Raw genomic sequence first — 17,918 nt, 5'->3', positions numbered from 1 at the left:
TCCTGGTGCACATGACAAATCATGGGCTGGTTCTCACGTCTTCCGGAATCCTTACCGTAAAAGTGTAGCTGTTATTAGTGTAGTGCCTCTCTGGAATGGTCCGATTAGGGTTGGCTTCGAGGGTTAGAGAAAATGCACCCTGAGACAAACTCTGTCGAGCGCTGGTAGACGGTGTATAGCTCTGACCCGGCCCGAGCTGCACGGGATGTTGCGGTGCGTTCGCAACCCAGCCTAGTCCTTCGGGAGCATTCTTTGTGACCCAAGAGTAGTGGTCGCAAATGGTCACCGTGCCAGGACCGTGATTTCGTAGGGTTACTTTCAAAAAGTAGAAACGATTAGGGTTAGGAAAGTATTCGAAATAGGCGTCCGTGATCACCAAATCGCCGATTGCGCTTATCGGCCGCGGCGGTGCAGCAATGGTCAGTGTGTAGCTATTGTTGGTCTCGTCGCTTTCCGCGACTAATTGCATGGAATCCGTGGTGAGCGTTTCAGTGAGCGTCGCTCCGTAGTCCACGGACGCGCTGAAACGAATCGTTTTGGTCTGGTTAGGAAAGAGTGAAACAAAGTAGCCCTCACTATGACTTGTTGTTAGATTTTTTTCTGCCCGAATCACGCCATTGCCATGAAGGTAGGCGGGAAATGTTCCTGCGTTAATCACAGTTGCGTCAACGACGTAGTTACGCTTCAACGAATATGGATTCGATGTGTCTTCGGTCACAGAGACTGTCCCAAACCGCAGATCAGCCTGGCCAGTGTAGAGATTCGAGGGCAACACCGTTAGAGATACACTCGTCACATTATTGATCTCCGACAGCTCGACCACCCGATTGGCAGAGTCGACAGTGACATTGATAGTGTATGTGCCAGCAGCCACCTGGCCTGGGCCGAAATATCCCAACGAACCGGTCGTGGTTGCGTTCGGCGCAAGGGCGCCCCTCAAGCGACCACCAAAGGTCCTTCCGTAAAGGGTTCCCTGAGGTATCGTCGGACCACCGGTGAGCGCCCAAGAGACGTCTTCAATGTTTGCTGTGGTCGTTCCAATGTTTTTGAAAATCGGTCTTATATTCACACTGCTGTGAGTATATATCGGCCGCCCGGTCGCGAACGCAGGATTATCTCCAGGATTGGACACGAGGATTTCTATCGTTTCCACGACAAGATCAGCGCCCAACCTCACGGGGATCTGCGGGACCGCATTTGGCGGCAACTTCGGTGGCTGGATTGGCTGCACCGGTTGAAACTCCGGGGGTTTTGTTGGCAGCTGTGAATATGCAGGTGCAAGAATCACTATCCAAACCATCGCCCCGAAATAGAGAGAAGATAGGTGTCTCATGGTATCGGCTCTCCTCCTCGTCCCTACCTAGATATTTCAAACAACCCTGAGCTGCAACGCTAAATCTCCCACTGAGGCAGCTCGCCTGCACTTATCGCAGCAACCTTGACAAGACGGCCAAGCGAGGCATAGCTGTAAGCCAATCGGGAGGACCAAACCATGCGCGTCATCGATGCCGACGGCCACGTCGAAGAGAACGTCAACACATTCAGCGATAAATATTTAGACCCAGCGTTTCGCGACCTGCGGCCGCGGGTGACAGGTGTCGACGGTATGGCCTACTGGGTCATCGACGAGCAGCTCTACCCGCGCCGGGTCGGGCCGGGCTGCAACAATCTTGGCACGCCGACTAATGTGAACGGCCAGCTCGCTGCTCACAGCCTCGGCAAGAAAGAAAGCATCGCCAACATGGAGCTGGACGATGTCCCGGCGCGGTTAATGTTGATGGACGAAGAGGGCATCGCCATTCAGGTGATCTACACGACCTTGTTTCTCGCCTATCCGTTAACCAAGAACGTGCCGCTGGCCACCGCCATCACATCTTCTTACAACCGCTGGATGGGCGAGCGCCTCTCCGGCGAGCGGCGCATCAAATGGGCCGCCGTGGTCAACCTCGACGACGTCGCCGGCGCGGTCAAGCAGGTGCACGAGGCAAAAAAGCTCGGCGCCGTCTCCGTCATGGTGCTCGGCACCGCCGGCGACGACATGCTCGATCACCCGCGGCTCGATCCGTTCTATGCCGCGCTTTGTGAAAACAACTTAGCGCTCGGCGTTCATGTCGGCTGGTCTTGCCCTTCGGTAAATAATCTCTACTCGCACATCTATCCGTCCGGCGTCATCGCCTTTCATGTCCCGCTGCTCATGGCCATCACGGCGCTGGTCAGCGGCGGCGTGCTCGACCGTTTTCCCAATCTACGCGTGGTGTTTTTGGAAGCCGGCTGCCAGTGGGTGCCGTTTATGTTGGAAAGAATCCATCACCGCTTTAAGAACCAGGGCTCGACGCTGAGAAAATTCCTGCCCCAAACCACGCCGATCCAAAAACTGCCCGTGATGGAATACATCAAACAGGGAAATATTTTTTTCAGCACCGAGGTCGAAGACGAAATCCTGCCCCACGTGCTCAATCTCGTCGGCGAAGGCCAGGTGATCTTCGGCAGCGACATGCCGCACGGCGACAGAGACCGCTGCGCCGCGGGGATTTTGCAGAAGCGCACGGATATTAGTGAATCGGCGAAGGTGAGTATCTTGGAGAAAAATCCGGCGCGCTTGTATGGGATTGGATAACGCCCTTTCGCGACGAAATCGTTAACCGTCTTTCTCGGTCGCTCGTGCCCGCGCTTCTTAACGAGTACTCTGACAGCGTTTAGCCAATAGGCCACTGGCACGGCCGGTGGTAGCCGTATGGCGGCTCACTTGTTTGCTTCACTCACCGCTGCGAGTTATCGTCTTTAGGTGTGAATCCTTTCCGCCCGGCACTCGCATCACAACAACGGAGGACCACTATGAGAAAGCAAGTTTTTTCATGGATCGTGGCTTCATGCCTAGTGTGTCTCATCGCCTCTTCCGCGCAAGCCACTTTGCAGGACGACATCGATCAAGCCGTCACGATCATTCAGCGCTTCCAAGAAATTCCCGAACAAGCCATCCCACGCGCGGTTCTGCGCGAAGCCAAAGGATTGGCGATTCTCACGGTGACCAAAGCGGGATTCATCGGCAGCGTGCGCGGCGGCACGGGTCTCGTAATCGCGCGCGCGGAAAAAGGCTGGAGCGCACCCTCGGCCATCGGCACCGGCGGTATCGGTTTTGGCTTTCAAGCAGGAGCACAAGTCACCGAATTTGTCCTGGTGCTCAACACCCACGAGGCCGTCAAAGCCTTTTCCTACGATAGTAACGTGACCCTCGGCGGCAACTTAAGCGCTGCGGCCGGACCAGTCGGCCGTTCTGCGGAAGCGGGACTCACAATCAACGCGGCCGTTTACACCTACAGCCGCAGCCAAGGCTTGTTCGCCGGTCTTTCATTGGAAGGCACCGTCATCGGCACACGCAACGACGCCAACGAGCAATACTACGGCAAGCGCGTTTTCGCCAGAGACATACTTGCCGGCGATGTTAAACCGACGGCGGGCGCGCAGAAATTAATCCAAGCGCTGGGCAAGTATTAGCCCCGATAGATCTCGTGAAGCACCTGCGTTTACTGATCGGTTTCCTGTTTTTCGCCGGCTGCACTTCGCTTGGCAATCAGGGCGACTTTCAACTTGGACGCCAAGCCCTATCGCGCGCTGAGCCAGAGAACGCGTTAACCTATTTCAATCGAGTTACCGCCGTCGATAGCGGCTACTCGACCTACTCTGGGCCGCTGCGCGAAAGCGTTTGGACTTATGTTGGCCGGGCCCACTACAACTCGGGACGATACGCCGAGGCGCGTGCCGCTTTCGATCGTCCGTTGCTGCAATTTAACGACGAGCATGTGGCGCGGCTCTATCGCGGCTTGACGCTCGTCCGCGCGCCCGGTTCAAGCGTGCCGCCGCCGGCAACGCGCAACCCGTTCTCGCTACAAGAAGTCACCTTCGCGCTCAAAGAAGGCGTCGACCCCAGGCGTGTTGCCACTTTGGCGCGCGACCGTGGCGTCGCTTTTGACTTGAGCCGTGAAACCGAGACTCAGCTAAGAAACCTTGGCGCCGATGGCGCGCTGCTCGACGAGATCAGAAAAATCCGCGTTGAACTAAACCGGCGCAACCGAGCTAGCGACGATCAGCTTAACCAAGCTGCCAAGGAATTGCGCAGCGCCCTTACGGGCCTGAGCGAGTTCTTGAACTATATACGGGCCAATTCGATACAGGGCCGCTTCTGGGATCCCGGCGGGGACATTCGCGGCAAAATCCAGGAAAGCCAATCGCTCTTAGGCGCCCGTCAGTTAAACTGGGACGCCATCGTCGCCACCGCTGAAACCGTCGGTTACCAGATGACCGAAGAGCCCGAGCGCGCCCAACGCGACGAGCAGCGCGGCCGGCGTTAGTTTTGTCGCTGCGCTCTTTGGCTCTGCGTCTCCCCTCTTTGGAAAATCCCCCCTGCCCCCCTTTGTCAAAGGGGGGAATCCGTCAGAACTACTCCGGCGGTGTTTCAGGAACTGCTAACCAGGTGTCATGCTGAGCGAAGCGAAGCATCTGCTTTTTTGCGCCATATCCATCCACTTGTGCGGCACGCTTGCAGATCAAACCTTCACCCACAATTCACGTTATACCCTAGACTGCGCTCGGCGTTGCAGGCCTTGCGCGTTTGATCGATTTCTTGGCGAACTTCTGCGTTCGACGGGTCGAGCGCGCGGGCGCGTTCCAATTCACCTAGGGCGCCGGCGTAGTTGCCTTGCGCGCGGTAGCTTTTCGCGCGGCTCAGATAGGGCGCGACACGCGCGCGCAACGATTCTAAATCAAGATATTGCTGCGGCTCCTTCGGCCGTAAAGTCATCTCGGGAAGCTTTGGTTGGATCGGCTCCAGCGGCTTTGGCGCTTCGGCAACTCTTATCGAAACCGGGGCGCTCGCGACACCTTCAGCGCGGGCACGAATCTCGACGCGGCCCACGCTCAGCGCTTCCAGCTCGCCACGGCTATTGATCGCTGCGACTCGGCCATCGCTCGTCTGCCATTCAACATTGCTCAGCGCATACTTTTCGCTGCCGTCGGAAAATCTCGCTCTCACCCGCAATGGCAACTTTTCCCCGGGCCGCATCTCTCGGCGCGCGGTGCCGATCGATAAGGTCGTCAACTTCACCGGTTCCGGCGCCTGCACGGGCAGCTCAGGCGCTTTGGCCACCGCGGGCTCGGCCTTCTTCGCGACCGGCGGCACCTCGACAACCTGCGGTGGCGGTGCTTCCACCGTCAACGCCCAATCACCGCTGACAACTTCACCGTGTCGCGCGGTAATGCTGGCCCTTCCAGGCGCGAGCGCTTTGACATTACCATTAACGTCGACTTGGGCAATTTTGGTATCACTGCTAGTCCACGTGACCGACTCCTTGATCTCTTTCAACGCGCCATCGGAGTATTCAGCTTCAAGAAGTAGCGGTCTGGTTTCGCCGGGTTTAAACTGAGTGGCGCTGCTTTTTACCCCCAATCTCACCAGCCGCGCCGGCGGCGGAGCTTCAGCAACAATCTTTTGCTGCGGCGGCTCTGATGTCGTCACTGGTGTTTGTCCCTTGGGCCAAAACCACCACGCACCCAATGCGAGCGCCAGCGCGGCGCCGCCCGCACCGATCGCTTGCCAGTTCGTGTTTAAAAGACTGCGCGGCAAAGAGGCGGGATGCCTGACCTTCTCACCAATAACAGCTTGCCGCTCGGGTTCAGCTGGCTTGTCGCGCGGCTGGCTTGAGCCTTCGGCCCGGCGATTCTCCGGCGGTTCCGCACCGATCTTCGGTTCGGTTGATTTTGGTGCCGCCTTGCCGAGCAGCGACTGTAGATCCGCAATCAGCTGACGCGACCCTTCGGTGTCTTTCGATCCGTCATAGTCGGTGAGGTCGGCCGCTTGAATCGAACGAAACCCCACCGGTGGATTGACGGGTTCGATCAACACCGGAATCAATTTATTGAGCGCCCGCGCCTCTTCGGCCTCTTCCTTCACCCAATGACTATCGATGGAGTTGCTCGACCAGAGCACCACCATGCAGCGCATCTCGGTCAGCGCGTCTTCGATCACCGAACGCCAAGTGCGCCCCGCCGGAATGCGCCGATCCCACCACACGGTCCAACCCGCCGATTCCAAAAGCTTAGCGACTCTGCCGGCGGTTTCGCGATCTTCGTTGGCGTAGCTTAGAAAGATTTCAGCCATGAATTTGCAACTCGGGATATCTCGCGCAAAGGCCGCAAAGAAAGATTCCTATTCGAAACTTGGCCTCGTCTTATTGTAATCAATCGGGTTGGCTATTTGCCAGCAGAATAGCAAACAAGAGAACACAACCTCCGCTTACCTTGAAGCGGGAGCTTGGCAAGAACAGTCTAGGTGGGGTTTCCAGGCAAACCCGTTCATGATAGAGCGTCGCTCAGAGAGATGAGCCGCAAAACCCTGGAATACTTCGACGGGTTCAGCATGAACGGAATTTTCACGAACGATTTTGACCTCCGATCCGTTCCTCCTGAGCCTGTCGAAGGACTCCGAATGGTTTTTGCGGCAGCACGCTGATTGTGCATTATGCCAAATTTGTGGCTGGAGCCCAAAAGGGGGATTTTCACCACGAAGGACGCGAAGCTAAGAGAAGAAACAGTAAATTCTTTTCCGAACTTCGTGTCCCTTCGTGATCTTCGTGGTGAAAAACATGCGAGCGTGTCACAACAACAAGCACGTCTATTAGTGAGACATTACACTAGATGAGGAGTTTGTCATCGCCAATCCCATCCAAACCGACGTAGCGATCATCGGCGGCGGCGGCGCAGGCATACCAGCCGCCATCGAAGTCGCTAGAGCCGGCGGCAAATGCGTCGTCTTGGAAAAAGCCGGCGAATGCGGCGGCACCGCGGCCATCTCTGGCGGCGGTTGCTGCATCGTCGGCACGCCGCTGCAAAAATCGAAAGGCATCGAAGACACGCCCGACGTCGCGCTCGCGGATTGGATCAAGTTCGGCGGCGGTGCGGCCGACGAAGTCTGGGCACGTTATTACATCGAGCATTCCCTGCACGATCTCTACCACTGGGGCGAAAGTTGCGGCGTCAAGTGGATTGACTTGAAACACCAGGAAGGCAATCGCGTGCCGCGCTGGCATCAGCCATCGAATAACGGCTTGGGCCTCATGACCGCAATCATCAAAACTGCGGAGACCATGCCGAACATCACGGTTTTGACCGATGTCTCCGTCACCAAGCTCCTGACCCAACAAGGCCGCGTCTGTGGCGCGATGGCAACCAAGGGCCATGAAACCATCGAAGTCCGCAGCAAGACTACGATTGTTACCACCGGGGGATTCAACTCGAATTTGGACATGGTCTTGGAGCACCGCCCGGAATTCAAAAAATTCAGAGTCATGGAAGGCTCAGGCGCCAACGCCAAAGGCGAAGGCCACAAGATGATCGAAGCACTTGGCGGATACCTCACCCACATGGGCGACATCTGGTTTTATGTCTTCGCCACACCCGATTATCGCGATCCGCAGCAGCGCCGCGGTGTCGCGTTTCGCCAAGTGCCGGGCTATCTCTGGTTCAATCAGCAAGGCAGACGCTTTCATAACGAAGCAGTCACCGGCGGCGCCTCGGCAACGCCCGCTGTGCTTCGGCAGAATCCGCCGCACGCCTGGGCAGTTGCAGACACGCCGATGCTGGCCAAAATGGACGTAGCCGACCCATATTACAGACACGGCGAAGTCATTGATCGAGGCAAGATTGAAGAGATGTTGAACAACTCGTCGTTCATCAAGAAAGGCCACACGCTCGTAGAGTTGGCGCAGAATTGCGGCTTCGAAGACGTCAAGAACTTTCTTGCGGAGATTGAAGAGTACAACAATTGCTTCGATACCGATCTCGACAAGGAAAAAAGATTTGGTAAGCCGCTCAAAGGCTCGAAGAAGTTCGATACGCCGCCCTACTACGCGATTCAGATTTTTCCGCTCGCAAGAAAAAATTTCGGCGGCGTCAAAACCGATTTGCATTGCCGCGCGTTGAACAAATACTTCGAACCCATCCCCGGCCTCTACGCCGCCGGCGAAGTCGCCGGGTGCGCGGGCGGCCATATCAACGGCAAACACGGCCTTGAAGGAACCATGCTGGGGCCGTCGATTTTCAGCGGCCGAGTCGCCGGAGCCTGGGCCGCGCACGAAGCAGGATTCGGCCCGGGATTTGTCGGCAAACCGAATCGACCCGAGCTGGATTGAAATCTAGAAAGACCAAAACCACGAAAGACACGAAAAGATTGACTGCGCGTAGCCGTTTTTCGTGATTTTCGTGTGTTTCGTGGTTAGAAGCATTTTTCTTATTTGCGTAGTATAAAAACCGAGACAACAACGGAGAGCCCATGTCCAAAGCCGCGCAATCCCCAAATTCGCAAGAGAAAATTCGTGGCTACTGCGCCTTGTGCACTGCGCACTGCGCCACGATCGCAACAGTCCAGAACGGCCGCGTCATTTCGCTCGACCCAGACCACGATCATCCCAACGGCGGCGTCATGTGCATCAAAGGCAAGGCTGCGCCGGAGCTGGTCTACAACCCCGATCGTTTGAATTACCCGCTCAAGCGCACGCGGCCAAAGACTGAGACCGATCCCGGCTGGCAGCGTGTCAGTTGGGAGGAAGCGCTCGACGACATCGCGAGAAAACTTCTCGCGATCCGCGAGCAGCATGGCGCCAAAGCGATGGCGCTCGGCAAAGGCACCAAGAGCGGCACCTCGGTGGACGACGTCGAGCGCTGGCTCGGCCGGTTCTTATATCTTTACGGCAGCCCGAATTGGGTCTCGACCACTCACGTCTGCAACTGGCACAAGGACACCGGATTTAGTTTCACGTTCGGCACGACGATTCAGACACCGGACCTGGCGCACAGCAAAACTTTTTTGCTTTGGGGCCACAACCCAAGCTCGACGTCGTTGATCCTCGCCCACGACATCGTCGAGGCGCGCAAACGCGGCATGAAAACCGTCGTCATCGATCCGCGCCGCGTTGGCATCGGCGCCAACGCCGACATGCTGCTGCAAGTGCGCCCCGGCACCGACGGCGCGCTGGCGCTGGCGATGATTCACTGTTTGATCGAAGAGAGCTGGTACGACGTCGACTTCGTCCGCCAATGGACCAACGGAGTATTCCTGCTCAACGCAGCCACAGGCGTGGTCATTACCGAAGCGGATATCAGCAAGGACGGCAGCGCCAACCGCTACCTCGTTTGGGACGAAACTAAGAATGAAGCTGTCATCTACGATCCCGAGTGCGGCCAATATTCTCGCGACGGCGTACGCCCTGCCCTCTTTGGTGCCCGCACTCTCAAAAACAAAGAAGGCAGCGAGTTAATTTGCAAACCCGTCTTCGAACGCCTCGGCGAAATCGCGGCTGAGTTCGCGCCGGAAAAATCGGAAAAGATCACCTGGGTTCCGGCAGAACAAGTCTGGAAGACCGCGCTGATGCTGGCGCACAACCGGCCGGTGAGCCTGTACATGTGGAACGGCCTAGGCCAGCATACCAATGCGACGCAAACCAGCCGAGCGATTTCGTCGCTCTACGCCCTGCTCGGTGACTTCGACAAACAGGGCGGCAACGTCGCTTTTCCCAAATTGCCGACCAACAACGTCGACGGCAAAGAATTTTTGCCGAAAGAAGCCGCCGCGCTGCGCATCGGCCGTGAGCAAAAGCCGCTCGGCCCGCCGGCGGCGCCGGGCAACTGTGCTTCCTACGACATCTTCAACGCGATCATCGAAGAGAAGCCCTATCCGATTAAAGCGTTCCTGGCTTTCGGCTGTAACCCAGTGATGTCCAATGCTGACTCGCAGCGCGCCCGCGAGGCGCTGCGCAAATTGGAATTCGGCGTCGCCATTGATCTCTTCATGACACCAACGGCGGGGTTTTGCGATTACGTGTTGCCAGCAACGAGTTTCTTGGAAATGTCCGCGATCACCACCGCGTTCGAGCATCGCCCATCAGGCAAGACGCACTTCCAATATCGCCCGGCAGTGGTAGAGCCGCTGCACGAGCGCCGTTCCGATACGTGGATTCTTTTCGAGCTTGCCAAGCGCATGGGCATGGACGAACACTTTTGGCACGGCGACATCGAAGCCGGCTATGCCTATGAACTGGAGCCTAGCGGAATCACGCTAGAGCAATTGAAGAACACGCCGGGAGGGATCTCGCGCACGCGGCAACCCACCTACGAAAAGCACAGCAGGTTAAACAAGGACGGAAATCTCAGCGGCGTCGGCACGCCAACCAAACGAGTCGAGCTTTACTGTCACAAGTTCGCCGCCGCCGGCTATCCAGCCATGCCCGAATACGTTGAGCCAGCGCTGAGCCCGGTAAGCAACCCCGAAGTCGCCGCGGATTTCCCACTGGTCTTAACCAACGCGAAAAACACAACCTACGTCCACAGCCAACACCGCTCCCTGACCAGCCTGCGCAAGTCGTTGCCCGAGCCAACGGCGGATATTCACCCAGAAACCGCATTAAAATATGGCGTCAAAAACAAAGAATGGATGGTTGTGGAAACGCCGAAGGGTGCGATCAAAGTTAAAGCGCGCGTGACCACGAATATCGTAAACGGCGTCGTCTGCGTGCAGCACGGTTGGTGGCAAGCGTGCAGAGAGTTGGAACTGCCTGGTTACGATGCGTTCGAACGATACGGCGCAAACCCGGCGACCTTGATCGGCACCGAATATGCCGACCCAGTCAGTGGCTCGCTGCCGCATCGGTCGTATTTATGTCGAGTACGCTCCGCAGCATAAGACAGCTGAAAAGCCGGACGACGCTATGCCGCTTTTTCTTTTTGAGGTTGAACTGAATCTCGTACCCAGCCAGTTCAGCTAAGCGACACAATTGGAGTAGTTGCTTTGAGGCTTTGTTCTCTTCCAATAAGCGAACTACTTGGGCAGGAGAATTTTTCAACGCATCGGCAATCACCCGAACCGACAATTTGGCACGGCCGAGTTCGTCCTTCAGCGCCTTTTTGAGCTGATTGGCGCTGGAACGGTTTATTTCGTTGGTTTCAAATCGGCGGCCAGCCCGACGACAATCTCACTCAGCGCGTCGTTCCAGCCTCTAACCAACGCTTCCGGCGTGCGCCCGCTGACCGCGATGGATTTCGTGTAGCGCCGGCGCAGAACAATGTCCGCTTTGGCGGGCGATTCTTTGGCGAGAAAAAATTCCATTTCCAAAACTGCTTTCGGGGCGTTGATGTCTCTGAAGTCCCCGTAGAGCGCGTCGATTGTTCCTTCGAGGACCAGCGTTGGTTCGGCTTGGCTCGATGCACTGACAACATATTGCGCCACTTGTGCTTGGCTCAGTTCGCGGCGAACTTCTTCGGTGAGCAGTGGGCCGGGTGAAACCAAAAACTGATTGTAGAAGTCCGATTCGAAACTCGCTTCGCTGCGTCGATAAACGAAGCTCCGTCCTTCGTAGCGCGGTGAGACGCGCAGCGGCGCCACCATCAACACGCCGCTGCTAGGCGCGCTAGCTTGCGCTTCGCGGCGCGGGATCTCTAACACGAAGAAGCGCTTGTCCGGATAGCTTTTCTCAACGCTGACGCAGCCCGAGAGCAACGTTGCCAACGCAACTACACTCAACACAATCCTCGATTTCATCGGCTCATCACTCCCGAGGGCGGCGGCGGCGCGCCGAAGATAACTTGCGACGGATATTTCTTTGAGTCTTCGGAAAGCTCTTTGAGGTTTTCAGTGATGACCCGAAGGTTATCCAACGTCGTGCGAATTTCCTGCTGCTGGCCCGCCAGGAGTCGATTAAGCCGCCGTAGAGTTTGTTGCAACTGGTTACTGGAGTCCGGCAGGTCAGCGGAAATCGTGTCGAGCCGTTTCATCAACTCACTGATCTTTTCAGAAGCCTGAGGCAGATCGGCAAGTACTTGTTTGATCGGCTTCTCGGCGCCGCTCATGATCTCACGCGTCGACTTCGCGGCGGCGGCTGCATCGGCCACAGCGCTTTTGATGTCACCACTAGCAATCAAATCACGGAACTGCCGGTTGCTGTCGCGAATCTCGGCCAAGAAAGCGTTGGCCTGTTTGCCCAAGGCGTCGAAGTTGGCGCCTTCGGCTACTTTGGTAATCGTCGCCAGCGATTTCTCGACGCCTTCCACTAAGCGAGCGGCATCGATTTTTTCTATATTCGACAAGATACGATCCATGGAGTCGGCCAGCTGCGTGATCTTGCTGCGCGCTGAGGGGATATAGGGGTACCGCGGCTGCCAATCGATTTCGAGGGGCGGATTGCGCGCCGGATCTTGGTAGTCGGCTTCGATATATGCTCCGCCTGTCAAACCGGCCGATGCCAGGCGCACGCGCAATCCTTTATCGACTTCGCTCTTGAAAGCCGGACCGCCGGCGTCCGCCAGTGGGAACTGAAACATCTGACTCGTCAAGCCAATGCGCAACATTATGTAGCGTCGCTGGGTGTTGTATTCGGCGCTGGTCAGGCTGATCTGTTCGACTTTACCGACCGACACGCCGCGAAATTTCACCGCCGAACCGATGTCGAGGCCTTGCACCGATTCGTCGACGTAGGTTTCGATCCAAACTTTCTTCTCGAAGATGGTGCCGACACCGAGGGCAACAATGCCAATCACCGCGATAATCGTGCCGACGATAATGAACAACCCGATTTTGAAATAACTCGCTTTTTCCATCTTGTTACGATTGGGAGTCTATTTCACGAATTGATGGTTGCGCTGGCTGTCGTCGGTGGCTTGGCGTGAAAAAAACTGGCGCACCCAAGGATTGTCGCTGTGATCGCGCAGCTCTTGCGGCTTGCCAGTGGCAACGATCCCTTTGACTCGTTTATCCAACATAATCACCCGATCCGCAATCGCATAGATGCTCGCCAGCTCATGCGTAACGATGACGAAAGTTATCTTCAGGCTGCGCGCCAGGCTCAAGATCAATTCGTCCAACTCCGCCGAAGTGATCGGGTCCAAGCCCGCCGACGGCTCATCGAGAAAGATCACTTGCGGATCGAGCGCCATGGCGCGCGCGATCGCCGCGCGTTTTTGCATGCCGCCGCTCAACTCCGACGGCATATGCTCGCCGAAGCCGCCCAGGCCGACCCGCTGCAATTTCATCGTCGCAATCATCCGAATGGCTTCGGCCGGTAGATCCGTAAATTCCTGCAGCGGCAGGGCAACGTTGTTGAGCACGGTCATCGACCCGAACAGCGCGCCGCTCTGATACATGACGCCAAACTTGCGCAATATTTCCAGGCGCGTCTCGCCTTCGGCCGTCGCAATGTTTTGGCCGTCGATGAGTATCTTGCCGGACGCCAGCGGATAGAGACCGATCATATGCTTGAGCAGCGTGCTCTTGCCGCAGCCCGAGCCGCCCAAGATGACGAATACCTCGCCGCGAAAGACTTCAAAATTAAGCCGATTGAGAATCACATGGCCGTTGTAGGCGGCAGTGAAATCCTCGACACGAATGATGATATTGTCCGCCACAGCTTCAAACCCAAAGATAATAGTAAATGACGGAGAAAATTCCGTCGGTGATGACGATCAACACGATCCCGCTCACCACCGCATGGGTGGTCGAAAGTCCGACGGCGCTGGCGCCGGTTTGCGTCTGGAGACCGCGCAGGCAGCCGATGGCAGCGATGAGAATGCCAAACGCCAACGCCTTCACCAAACCGCCCACCAGCGAACCATAACTGACCGCCGACTGAAGCTGATTGAAAAAAGTGACCAACGGAAAGCCGAGCGAGAGCATGACGACCGAGCCGCCCATGATGCCCAAAAGGTCGGCAAAGACCGTCAACACCGGCGTCATCACGACGGCGGCGATGACCCGCGGCACGACTAAAAAGCGCACCGGTTCAAGCCCCATGGTTTTCAGCGCGTCGATCTCTTCGCGCACCTTCATTGTGCCGATTTCGGCGGCAAAGGCGGAGCCGGAACGGCCGGCGAGAATAATCGCCGTCATCAGCGGCCCCATCTCACGCAGCACGGAAAGGCCGATCATGTTGGCGACAAAAATCTCGGCGCCAAATTGGCGCAGCGGCACGGCGGCTTGGAACGCCATGATGATGCCGACCAGAAAACTCAGCATGGCAACAATGGGCAAGGCGTTGACGCCGACTTCTTCAGCGGCCCTCAGGGTCTCATTCCAGCGGATCGTGCGCGGCTGGAGTGCGGCTTTGAAGAGCGCCGCGCCCAACTCCCCGACAAAGGAAACCAGCGTGTGAATGTCACGCCAAACTTCCACGGCGCCTTGGCCGATCTCTTCCGCCAAGCGCACCGATGGTTTCGGCTTTTTCGTTTCGAGTTCGACAGAACCGGGCGACCAATCATCGAGCAGTTCTTGAAACTCCGGCCGCAGCCCTTCGATGCGCAAACTGCCGCGCAGCTTTTCCTGCTGCTGGCGCAGGTGGATCAGTAGAGCGATGCCCGAGCCGTCACAGTAGTCGACCTGCGAAGCATCGAGCACGGCGGTGTTGGCTTTGGCTTTCGTCACGCTGGCGTCGGCTTGGCGCCAAATGGCGCCCGTGCTATTGGCGTCGAGCCGGCCTTCGATGGCAAGCCGCAGCACGCCGTCGCGCAGGCCATCGCTGCGCAGCGTGGCCGTCGTTGTGGTTGTCGATGCCATGGGTTCGAATCTAACTATTATGCGCAGTCACTTTGCTGGGTCAACCCGCGCTCGCAGCGGCTCGCTTGCGCGGCGCGGTCAAAATGAAACACAAGAGCGCCGAAGCCACCAACGCAATGACGAACGAAATAAACGATGACCGATAGCTGCCAGTGGCGTCGTGGACGAAACCGAAAAACGGTGCGCCGGCGGCGCCAAACGCGTGCGTCACCAACGTCCCCAAGCCGCGCACCATGCCGAGCGAAACCCGGCCATAGTAGGTTGCCCAGATCAGCTCTTGCAAAACCCAACCGCCGCCAAGACCGATACCGTAGAGAAAAAATCCCGCGTACACCGGCGCCACGCCGCTGCCGGCAATGGCGGTGCCCAGACCAATCGCTTGAATCAAAAACATCAATGCGTTGGTGCGACGAATTTCCACCCGTTCGCTGACAAGTCCCCAGACCAAAGTCGAGCCCAGCTGCGTCGACGCAATGATGCTCAGCACCGTGGCGGCCACTAGCGTCGAAAAGCCGATGTCGGTAACGTAGGCAAAGACGTGCAAATTGAGCCCGGCGATGCCAACGTTGGCCATGCCGTAGATGAAACAGATAATCCAAAAGGTGCGCGTGCGAATCACCTCTTGCCATGTCCAGACGGTTTCGTCGACTTCCATGCGGCGGCGCGCCTGCGGAGTCGGTTTCGTAGATGACGATTCGATCGGCTCATCGAGACCATCGGGCCTCAAGCCACGCTCTTCCGGGCTGCGCTGCATGAAGATCAGCGCCGGCACTACGACCAGCACCAGGGTAATCAAGCCAAACACCGCCCAGGTGCCGCGCCAACCCAACCAAGCGAACAACGTCGCGGTGACGACCGGGATCAGCACCTTCGATGAACCTTGCCCCAAGCTGGCAATCGCAATGGCGCGGCCGCGCTTGCGGACAAACCAGCGTGAGATGGTAACGCTCACAACCATATGACACATGAAGACGCCGCCGATGGCGACCAGCAGCCAACGCAGCACTAAGAACTGCCAAAACGAACTGACTTGGCCGAGCAGCAACAATCCGGTGCCCGCCACCAGCGCGCCGCCGGCCATCAACCAGCGGCCGCCGTAGCGGTCGACCAACGGGCCCACCAGCGGTGCCATGGCGGCACCGATCAAGATTTCGCCGGAACGCAAGATCGAGAACAGTCCGCGCGAGACGTTTAGGTCTTCGGTTAACGGTTTGAGAAACACGCTAAGCGTGCTCGACATGTGAAACGCGCAGGTAACGTGAGAAAGAAAACCAACGGCGACAATATACCAGCCGTAGAAAATTTTCGGTTTATGTTGGGGATAAAGACTCAAGACGGAACCGCGGCAGCCAACGCTTTTCCAAACTAGCAAGATTATCGACCCCGTGGAAGGTTCGCGCCGATCTATTTGATTCCGGAGCTCGGGCGGAGCTATAACAAGCGCAAGTTTCGAACCGCTGGAGGATCGTCCCAATGGCAAGCAAAGGTCTCACCCACGTAGCGCTGAAGGTGGGCGACTTGAAACAAACCGAGGCGTTCTACACCGAGGTCTTGGGTTTAAAGGTTGCGTTTCGCCACCCGCCCAGCATGATTTTTCTAAGCACGCCGGGCAGCAACGATCTGCTCAACTTTGTGAAGAGCAACCAGAAATTATCCGGCAATCAGGGATTAGAGCACATCGGTTTCAAAGTAACTACAGCCGGATTGAAGCAAACAGAAAAAAGAATCAAAGAGCACGGCATCAAGATCGACGGCCGGCGCGGCAAAAGCGCTTTCTACATCACCGACCCCAACGGCTATCAGCTCGAGTATTACTGCGACTAAAATAGTAAAAAGAATCTCGCGCAAAGGCACAAAGAAATTTTTTTCCGAACTTTGCGTCCTCTGCGCCTTTGCGCGAGACAATTATCCGACTCCGATTTTGCGCCCTTTGCACTTTTTGCGGTTAATTTCCCAATCCGATTGCTCTCAATCAAAACAAACTCAACTGCCCGCGTTCGGCGCGGCGGAAATGCTCCACTGAGAATTTTGGCCATCTCTCGGTGATGCCCGATTTCTTGCGTGCCAGCGCAAACAGCTCGGCCATCTGTTCGGCAGAAACACCTTCTCCGCGCATCCTCGTTTTGAAATTCGGATCGTTCAGTTTGCCGCCGCGAATTTCCATGACGCGATGTAAGATTTTTTCTTTCTTGTCGGGATAGTGCTGTTTAAGCCAATTTTCAAACAGTTCTTTGACTGAGTGCGGCAGCCGCAGCGCGACATAGCCAGAAAAAGTCGCGCCGGCTTGCGCGGCTGCCATCGCAATGGCCGGCGCTTCTGCATCGGTCAAGCCGGGAATCATCGGCGCTTGTAGATAACCGACTGGCACGCCGGCTTCGGCCAACATCTTGATCGCCGCCAGTCGGTGCAGCGGGCGTGACGCGCGCGGCTCCATTTTGGACGACAGGTCGTGATCCAACGTCGACAGAGAAATCGTCACGCCGATGCACTGGTATTTCGCCAGCTCGACGAGAATATCGATATCGCGCGTCACCAGATGATTCTTGGTAACGATCGCCACCGGATTGCGAAATTCCAAAAACACTTCCAAACAGCGGCGGGTCAACTGCTTCTTCTTTTCGACGGGTTGATAACAATCGGTATTGCCGCTGAGCGCCACCAGTTGCGGCTTCCACTTGGGGCTGGAAAGCTCTTTGCGCAACAACTCCGGTGCGTCGTCCTTGACCATGACCTTGGTCTCAAAGTCGAGGCCGGAAGAAAAACCTAAATACTCATGGGTCGGCCGAGCGTAACAATAGACGCAACCATGTTCGCATCCCCGATAGGGATTGATGCTGGCGTCGAAACCGACGTCGGGGCTGTCGTTGTAGGCGATCAGCGATTTAGAATGATCGGGGAAAAACTGGGTGCGGGGAGAGGAGATCTCGTCGTCGTCCGTTGGCTCCGGGACGCGCTCGACCGACTCAAAACGATTTTTGGGATTGGTCGCCGAGCCGCGGCCGCGCAACGGACGCGACGGTTCCATAGACGTTTAGTTCTTTGCTAAGCGGATTTGGCCGCCGCGGCTGCTTTCTCCGCAGCTTCCCTCGAAGCAGCTTCGGCAGCAGCCTGCGCAACCGCTTCTTTCTTGGCCTTTGCCAAAACGCGGCTTTCGCGCTTGAGCAGCTTCACCTTACGTTGAATGCGTTTGATCTTTTTCTTTTCTTTGGTCGTGGTCAGAATCTCCGCCTTTTGCTTTTTCAACTGGCGGATGCTCTGCTTGATTTCAGTCAGCTCCATTTCAAACTCCTCCCCTTGCAATAGGCTTTTTGGTAACATATTTCCCGGCGAA

At 56.8% G+C, this 17,918-nt stretch carries 15 protein-coding genes; 6 read left to right on the top strand and 9 right to left on the bottom strand.

The features are described 5' to 3' along the window. Nucleotides 1-19: 19 nt before the first annotated feature. Entirely contained in the window at nt 20-1,333 is a 1,314-nt protein-coding gene (locus FJ145_00675; protein MBM4259937.1) for a hypothetical protein, read from the bottom strand. 159 nt (nt 1,334-1,492) lie between these two features. On the opposite strand from FJ145_00675, the gene FJ145_00670 reads away from it, so the two are divergent. The 3 genes from FJ145_00670 to FJ145_00660 all read left to right on the top strand — a co-directional run bounded on the left by FJ145_00670 (nt 1,493) and on the right by FJ145_00660 (nt 4,349). Then, nucleotides 1,493-2,617, top strand: coding sequence for an amidohydrolase (locus FJ145_00670; protein MBM4259936.1), 1,125 nt, complete (start codon nt 1,493-1,495; stop codon nt 2,615-2,617). 218 nt (nt 2,618-2,835) lie between these two features. Next, nucleotides 2,836-3,495, top strand: coding sequence for a hypothetical protein (locus FJ145_00665; protein ID MBM4259935.1), 660 nt, complete (start codon nt 2,836-2,838; stop codon nt 3,493-3,495). Between the two features lie 14 nt (nt 3,496-3,509). After that, nucleotides 3,510-4,349 (top strand): hypothetical protein, encoded by an 840-nt coding sequence (locus tag FJ145_00660; protein ID MBM4259934.1) that lies wholly within the window; start codon nt 3,510-3,512, stop codon nt 4,347-4,349. A 203-nt stretch (nt 4,350-4,552) separates the two neighbouring features. On the opposite strand, the gene FJ145_00655 is transcribed toward FJ145_00660, so the two are convergent. Beyond that, nucleotides 4,553-6,154: a TIR domain-containing protein gene (locus tag FJ145_00655; GenBank protein MBM4259933.1), complete on the bottom strand. Its 1,602-nt coding sequence runs from the start codon at nt 6,152-6,154 to the stop codon at nt 4,553-4,555. A 526-nt stretch (nt 6,155-6,680) separates the two neighbouring features. Here FJ145_00655 and FJ145_00650 point away from each other — a divergent pair. After that, nucleotides 6,681-8,183: an FAD-binding protein gene (locus FJ145_00650; protein MBM4259932.1), complete on the top strand. Its 1,503-nt coding sequence runs from the start codon at nt 6,681-6,683 to the stop codon at nt 8,181-8,183. A gap of 140 nt (nt 8,184-8,323) precedes the next feature. Then, on the top strand, nt 8,324-10,729 hold the full coding sequence (locus FJ145_00645) for a molybdopterin oxidoreductase (protein ID MBM4259931.1): 2,406 nt from the start codon (nt 8,324-8,326) through the stop codon (nt 10,727-10,729). 246 nt (nt 10,730-10,975) lie between these two features. Here the strand turns inward: FJ145_00645 and FJ145_00640 are convergent, their stop codons facing one another. The 5 genes from FJ145_00640 to FJ145_00620 are packed head-to-tail and all read right to left on the bottom strand — an operon-like array spanning nt 10,976 to nt 15,920. Further along, nucleotides 10,976-11,584, bottom strand: a complete 609-nt coding sequence (locus FJ145_00640; GenBank protein ID MBM4259930.1) for a hypothetical protein — start codon at nt 11,582-11,584, stop codon at nt 10,976-10,978. Beyond that, nucleotides 11,581-12,639, bottom strand: coding sequence for an MCE family protein (locus FJ145_00635; GenBank protein MBM4259929.1), 1,059 nt, complete (start codon nt 12,637-12,639; stop codon nt 11,581-11,583). Before FJ145_00635 ends, FJ145_00640 begins: the two co-directional genes overlap by 4 nt. 18 nt (nt 12,640-12,657) lie before the next feature. Then, on the bottom strand, nt 12,658-13,443 hold the full coding sequence (locus tag FJ145_00630) for an ATP-binding cassette domain-containing protein (GenBank protein MBM4259928.1): 786 nt from the start codon (nt 13,441-13,443) through the stop codon (nt 12,658-12,660). A 4-nt stretch (nt 13,444-13,447) separates the two neighbouring features. Then, nucleotides 13,448-14,587, bottom strand: coding sequence for an MlaE family lipid ABC transporter permease subunit (locus FJ145_00625; GenBank protein MBM4259927.1), 1,140 nt, complete (start codon nt 14,585-14,587; stop codon nt 13,448-13,450). Nucleotides 14,588-14,627: 40 nt separating this feature from the next. Continuing rightward, nucleotides 14,628-15,920, bottom strand: a complete 1,293-nt coding sequence (locus tag FJ145_00620) for an MFS transporter (GenBank protein MBM4259926.1) — start codon at nt 15,918-15,920, stop codon at nt 14,628-14,630. Nucleotides 15,921-16,060: 140 nt separating this feature from the next. Here FJ145_00620 and FJ145_00615 point away from each other — a divergent pair, with 140 nt between their 5' ends. Further along, a complete protein-coding gene (locus tag FJ145_00615) occupies nt 16,061-16,411 on the top strand; it encodes a VOC family protein (GenBank protein MBM4259925.1) in 351 nt (116 codons plus the stop codon). 148 nt (nt 16,412-16,559) lie between these two features. Here FJ145_00615 and FJ145_00610 read toward each other — a convergent pair whose 3' ends face one another. Together FJ145_00610 and FJ145_00605 are read right to left on the bottom strand one after the other, a co-directional pair. Further along, on the bottom strand, nt 16,560-17,612 hold the full coding sequence (locus FJ145_00610) for a PA0069 family radical SAM protein (protein MBM4259924.1): 1,053 nt from the start codon (nt 17,610-17,612) through the stop codon (nt 16,560-16,562). Between the two features lie 17 nt (nt 17,613-17,629). After that, on the bottom strand, nt 17,630-17,866 hold the full coding sequence (locus FJ145_00605; protein ID MBM4259923.1) for a hypothetical protein: 237 nt from the start codon (nt 17,864-17,866) through the stop codon (nt 17,630-17,632). Between the last annotated feature and the right edge of the window lie 52 nt (nt 17,867-17,918).

The sequence above is a fragment of the Deltaproteobacteria bacterium genome (assembly GCA_016874755.1).
Classification (GTDB): Bacteria; Desulfobacterota; Binatia; order UBA9968; family UBA9968; genus DP-20.
This window is presented reverse-complemented; position numbering and strand designations above follow the sequence as displayed.